The 3,958-nt window shown below is 74.3% G+C and carries 5 protein-coding genes and 1 pseudogene; all 6 read right to left on the minus strand.

What is annotated here, in order from left to right:
- Positions 1 to 55 precede the first annotated feature (55 nt).
- On the minus strand, positions 56 to 160 hold the full coding sequence (locus ABT085_RS46945; protein ID WP_384728049.1) for a DUF6893 family small protein: 105 nt from the start codon (positions 158 to 160) through the stop codon (positions 56 to 58).
- A gap of 10 nt (positions 161 to 170) precedes the next feature.
- Positions 171 to 734: a hydrogenase maturation protease gene (locus ABT085_RS44760; RefSeq protein WP_351622526.1), complete on the minus strand. Its 564-nt coding sequence runs from the start codon at positions 732 to 734 to the stop codon at positions 171 to 173.
- Positions 731 to 2,173: a hypothetical protein gene (locus ABT085_RS44765; RefSeq protein ID WP_351622529.1), complete on the minus strand. Its 1,443-nt coding sequence runs from the start codon at positions 2,171 to 2,173 to the stop codon at positions 731 to 733. The genes ABT085_RS44760 and ABT085_RS44765 overlap by 4 nt, the downstream gene beginning before the upstream one ends.
- A complete protein-coding gene (locus tag ABT085_RS44770; RefSeq protein ID WP_351622532.1) occupies positions 2,170 to 2,907 on the minus strand; it encodes a DUF6084 family protein in 738 nt (245 codons plus the stop codon). The genes ABT085_RS44765 and ABT085_RS44770 overlap by 4 nt, the downstream gene beginning before the upstream one ends.
- Entirely contained in the window at positions 2,904 to 3,551 is a 648-nt protein-coding gene (locus ABT085_RS44775; protein WP_351622535.1) for a DUF5947 family protein, read from the minus strand. Before ABT085_RS44775 ends, ABT085_RS44770 begins: the two co-directional genes overlap by 4 nt.
- A pseudogene (locus ABT085_RS44780) lies at positions 3,548 to 3,958 on the minus strand (hypothetical protein); the annotation flags it as partial. The pseudogene ABT085_RS44780 and the gene ABT085_RS44775, both read right to left, overlap by 4 nt.

The following is a 3,958-nucleotide window of genomic DNA, read 5'->3' on the forward strand; positions in this document are numbered from 1 at the left end:
GATGCCTCCCGGCCGGAAGGGCATCGGGCCGGGGGTCCGCCGGAAGGGCACCGGCTCACATGCTGCGCATGCGCAGGTAGCGTCTGATGTCCGGCAGGGACTGCACGAGGACGGCGGCGACGACGGCCGCGGCCGCGCCACAGGCAAGGGTCTTCAGCATGGTTGTCTCCTCACTTCGCGGCCTCGCCGACCGTGGCCCGCGGCGCGGACTCTCCCGGCTCGTCGGCCCGCAGCAACTCTTCGATCAGCCGGACGGCCTGCGGAACGGCGGCGGCCACCGGCGCGCTGAGGCCGATGCCCTCCTCCACCGAGGCCGGTTCGCAGCCGAGCACCAGCACGCGCCCGGGCGGCTGTCCGCCGGTTCCGGCGCACAGGGTCCCCAGCAGCGCGAGCACCGTGTCGGGGGTCATACGGTGCCCGTCGAGCGCGGCACCCGGCGGCGCCGCCTCCCCTGCCGCGCCGTCGTGTTCGATCAGGTACAGCGTTCCGGGTGCCTCGCCGCGCCGGGTGGCGTCCACCAGGATCAGGGTGTCGTAGCCGTCGAGGACCTGGTACGCGAGGTGCACGCCCCGTACGCCGATGTCCACGGCCTCGACGCGGTCGGGCAGCCGGCTGCGGGTGAGCGCGCGCACGGTCTCGACCCCGAAGCCGTCGTCGCCGAGGAAGATGTTGCCGATGCCGGCGACCAGGACCCTGCCGCCCGGGGCGCGGGTCCGGTCCGCGGAGGCGCTCATACCGGGTCCTCCAGCGGTGTGACCTCGTCGGGCTGGAAGTACAGGTAGCGGCCCTGTTCGCGGCGGATGTCGGCGCCCGGGTCGCCCTCGACCGTGACGGCCAGGTGCACCGCGCCGTCCACGTCGTGCAGCACCGCCTCGACCTTGGCGCTGCGGCCCTGGAGGAAGAGGTCCTGGGCGTCGGTGCGCCGCAGGCCCGGCCGCAGCAGTACGCGGCTTCCCGCGCCGAGCGAGCGGCCCTCCACCACGACGCGGTCGCAGGCCGGGTCGAAGCCGGCGTCGCTCGCGGGATCCCACCACGGTGTGTCCTGGCGCTGCACGCCGAACTCGTCCGGGAATCCCGGGCCCGCGGCGCCGACCGGGTTCGCCGGTCCGGCGCCGGTCACCTCGCGCAGGCCGCGCACCGCACCGTGCAGGCGTTCCAGGACCTCGGGGGGCATCGAGTCCGCCAGGTCGATCACCGCGGCGGCCCGCTCGTCCGTCCCGCGGGCCTCGCGCTTCTCCTCGTCCGTGAGGGCGGCGGTGCGCAGCGCCAGGATCTCGTCGATCTCCGTGGCGTCGTAGAGCGCTCCCGGGCTCTCCGGGGCGATCGCGGGATGGTCGTCCAGGATGATCGGCGAGGACAGCACCAGGTCCGCGCGGCCCGGTTCCCCGGCGAGCACGGGCCAGGTGTGCAGGTTGCGGCAGGACGCGACCGCGGCCTTCGCCCACTCCGGCGGATCCGTCATGGACAGGAACGACCCGGCGCTCAGACCCATCAGCAGATGGGCGGCGACCAGGCAGTGCGGCAGCGCGGCGTCCCGGTCGGCGGTCCGCCCGTCCGGGGGTGTCCAGGTGCCGGTGTTCTCGACCACGGCGGTCAGCCGCAACGTCCGGTAGGGGCCGTCGAGTTCGCGGGCGGACAGCCGTACGACACCGTCGACCTGCTCGTACCGGCGCACGAGCCGGCCGACGGTGCGGCCGCGCGCGTCGAGGACCGGCTCGGTCTCCTCGCGGGCGGGCCGGGTGAACGGGGCCGTGACGCCGTCGCCCAGGAGGTCGTCCACCGCGGCGACGACCTCGACGTGCTCCTCGGCTCCCTCGTCCCAGGGGACCAGGACCCGGTCCTCCAGGCGCAGTTCGGGAACCGTCTCGAAGCCGCCGTCCGGGTTCAGCCGCTGCACGGTCCGCCGCCGGGCGTGCAGGAAGCGCAGCTCGACCGAGAGGGTCGCGCCCGCCTTCGGCTCCATCAGGCATTCGGTGTGCTGGAACTCGTGCTCCTCGCACTCGGCGCCCCAGGCGGGCGGCACCAGCACCCCGAACTGCCAGCGCAGCCGGTTCTTGGCCGCCGAGGCACGGTACGGGTAGAGGACGTAGCCCTCGAAGAGGACGGCGTCGGCGACCTGCCGGGCCACCGCGAACCGTTCCTCGGTGGCCGGGGTGAAGGCGGTCACGGTCACGGGGCGGTCCTTCCGGTGCTTCGCGTCAGCGCCGCGAACGGATCGGCGGGAAGGGCGTCCGTACGGAAGCCTTCGGTGCGCGGCGGGTCCGTACGCGGTGGGTGGGCGGTCGCGCTGTCGTCGAGCAGTGCCCGCAGGGTCGCCTCCCAGGAGGGCAGGGCGTGGCGGGAGCGGTAGGCGAGCAGCGCGTCCATGGTGGCGCGGGGCAGCCGGATCCAGCCGCACCCGGGGAAGTGCTGTTCGACCATCTCCCGCCAGGCCGTGACCGGCATCCGGAAGGACGCCTCCCGGTCCCAGGGCACGGGCTCGACCCGGAATCCTCCGGCCCCGGTGAACGCCGTACCGGAGAAGAGCATCAGCAGCGGGACCTCGCCGTCGTCGAGCGCGTCCAGGTAGCGGCTCGCGGCGACGTCGAGATCGTAGGTGCAGGGCACGACGAGATCCGTCTCCGTCTCGCCGGTGAAGCTGGGCACCATCACCGAGACCTGGGCGAACTGCACCGGCTGGAGGGTGCTCCCCCAGCGCGAGCGCTCACCGAAGAGATCTTTCAGGCCTTCGGCCTCCGCGGGCCCGTAACCGCGGCGGGCGGGTTCGATACGGATCTGGCAGCGCAGCGCGAGGGCGTGCACGCGCGCGCCGCCGGACGCGGTGACCCGCAGCCGGAAGACGAGGGTCGGCCCGGCGGCGTACCGGTCGGCGCGTACCCCGGTGCAGGCGAACGAGAACTCCGTCACGGTCGGCCCGCCTCGGCCAGGTGTACCGGCTCGGCACGGAGCGCGATCTGCGCGAAGAACGTGTCCAGGGCGGCGCGGGCCTCGGCCCCGCCGTCGAAGCCCTGCCACAACAGCCGCATACGGCCCACCAGTTCGTAGCAGACGTCGATGGGTACGAGGTAGCTCTCGCACCGCCCGTGGACGCGCCGCAGCAGCAGCGCCTCCACGTCGGGTTCGAGCAGTGCGGCGAGGCGGCTGTCGCCGAGGACCGCCGTCCAGACCGCCGGTTCGAGTTCGCTCTCGGTGGCCCCGGCCGGGCTCGGGTAGTGGGCGACCAGCCGGTCGAGCGCCGCGTTGCGGAAGAAGAAGGCGACGCCGACCGGGATCTGGAGCGCCTCCCACGCGGCCTCGTCGAGGTGGTGGGCGGGGTCGGTGAGGTAGCGGTCCGGGACCGCGCGGAAGCGGCCGGCCGCCGCGCCCGGCCGCTCCATCAGCAGGGCGCAGCCGGTGCACGCGCAGACCAGGGCCCGCTTCTCGGTGTCGACCAGGTGGCGGTGGTCCTCCTCGGGCACCGCCACCGCGCACAGTTCGCACCGTTCGGGGCGGGGCGGCCGCTCGGCCAGGAATCTGCGCAGGCCGCCGGAGCCGTTGCGGGGTGCGCTCATGGTGTCCTCGCCGCCGTGGGGGCGCTGCCCGGGCCCTTGCCGATCTGGAGCAGGGGTGGTCCCGCGGGGGTGGTGCGGATGTCGACCGCCCGCACCTCCGGCGCGAAGCAGGCGAGCGCGTCCTCGGCGGCCTGCCGGGCGGAACCGGCGCCGGCGGCGCAGCCGCAGCCCGAGTCCGCCGCGCCGGTCCGCAGCTCCAGGGTGCCGGTCGCCTCGTCGAAGTCCGCGACCTCCAGGGCGTGTTCCCGGATGCTGTCCAGCGCACGGGCGATACGGGCGTCGCGGTCCTCGGGGTGGAGATCGTGCAGGACGAGCAGGCTCGCGACCAGTTCGTCGCCGAGCAGGGCCGCCAGGGGGGCGAGCATGTCGAGGATGACGCGGTCGACGTCGGTGTCGCTCAGGTTGTC

It is taken from the genome of Streptomyces sp. NPDC002265 (genome assembly GCF_040296125.1).
Classification (GTDB): domain Bacteria; phylum Actinomycetota; class Actinomycetes; order Streptomycetales; family Streptomycetaceae; genus Streptomyces.

Bases quoted from the DNA above. Each gene is read 5' to 3' on its own strand.
- ABT085_RS46945 (WP_384728049.1), bottom strand. From the start codon at position 160: ATGCTGAAGACCCTTGCCTGTGGCGCGGCCGCGGCCGTCGTCGCCGCC.
- ABT085_RS44760 (WP_351622526.1), bottom strand. From the start codon at position 734: ATGAGCGCCTCCGCGGACCGGACCCGCGCCCCGGGCGGCAGGGTCCTG.
- ABT085_RS44775 (WP_351622535.1), bottom strand. From the start codon at position 3,551: ATGAGCGCACCCCGCAACGGCTCCGGCGGCCTGCGCAGATTCCTGGCC.